Below are 1,145 nucleotides of genomic sequence, written 5' to 3' on the forward strand. Positions count from 1 at the left end.
GTGATGCAGGCCCCTCTCGGAACCCGCATCACATGCTTGCCGAACATAACCTTCAACGGGCACCCTGCTTTCGCAGGACCCGCGGTCACATTCCCTCTTTACGATGTTCTTCAACGATGCCGTCTGCTGCGCAAGGCGCTGGCAGAGGCAAACTCTGACCTTCTCTCCGGATGCTTTTGCCGATCTCAGTCCATCCTCTCGGTGCGCCTCACGGCACATCCAACAAGAAGATGGTGGAGACGGACGGGATCGAACCGACGACCTGATGCTTGCAAAGCAACTGCTCTCCCAGCTGAGCTACGTCCCCTGATCATGGTGGGCCTGGGACGACTCGAACGTCCGACCTCACCCTTATCAGGGGTGCGCTCTAACCACCTGAGCTACAGGCCCCGAGCCGGTCACCTGAGCCGCCACCGTTGCGTCACGCAACAGGCGCTCAGCGAGCCCGCTATCCGGATGAGAAAGAGAAACGAGGACGGCTTATTCGCGTCCCGCCAAATGAAGTCCTGACTGGACTTCGTGTATCCAATGACGCCGTGAGAGGAGCGGGTCATCAGCCTTGCGGCTGCCGACCATCCTAAAACAGCATCCTTAGAAAGGAGGTGATCCAGCCGCAGGTTCCCCTACGGCTACCTTGTTACGACTTCACCCCAGTCGCTGACCCTACCGTGGTCGCCTGCCTCCTTGCGGTTGGCGCAGCGCCGTCGGGTAAGACCAACTCCCATGGTGTGACGGGCGGTGTGTACAAGGCCCGGGAACGTATTCACCGTGGCGTGCTGATCCACGATTACTAGCGATTCCGCCTTCATGCACCCGAGTTGCAGAGTGCAATCCGAACTGAGACGGTTTTTGGGGATTTGCTCCACCTCGCGGCTTCGCGTCCCACTGTCACCGCCATTGTAGCACGTGTGTAGCCCATCCCGTAAGGGCCATGAGGACTTGACGTCATCCACACCTTCCTCGCGGCTTATCACCGGCAGTCTCCCTAGAGTGCCCAACTGAATGATGGCAACTAAGGACGTGGGTTGCGCTCGTTGCGGGACTTAACCCAACATCTCACGACACGAGCTGACGACAGCCATGCAGCACCTGTGTGCACGCCTCCGAAGAGGATCCCCGATCTCTCGAGGTAACATGCCATGTCA

The 1,145-nt window shown here is 59.0% G+C and carries 2 tRNA genes and 1 rRNA gene; all 3 read right to left on the reverse strand.

Annotation, left to right across the window (positions count from 1 at the left end):
• Nucleotides 1–231: 231 nt before the first annotated feature.
• Nucleotides 232–307: transfer RNA gene (locus C1631_RS25190), tRNA-Ala, on the reverse strand.
• A gap of 6 nt (nt 308–313) precedes the next feature.
• Nucleotides 314–390, reverse strand: a tRNA-Ile gene (locus C1631_RS25195).
• A 205-nt stretch (nt 391–595) separates the two neighbouring features.
• Nucleotides 596–1,145 (reverse strand): 16S ribosomal RNA (locus C1631_RS25200); the annotation flags it as partial.

The organism is Chryseobacterium phosphatilyticum, assembly GCF_002899825.2.
In the GTDB taxonomy this organism is placed as follows: Bacteria; Bacteroidota; Bacteroidia; order Flavobacteriales; family Weeksellaceae; genus Chryseobacterium; species Chryseobacterium phosphatilyticum.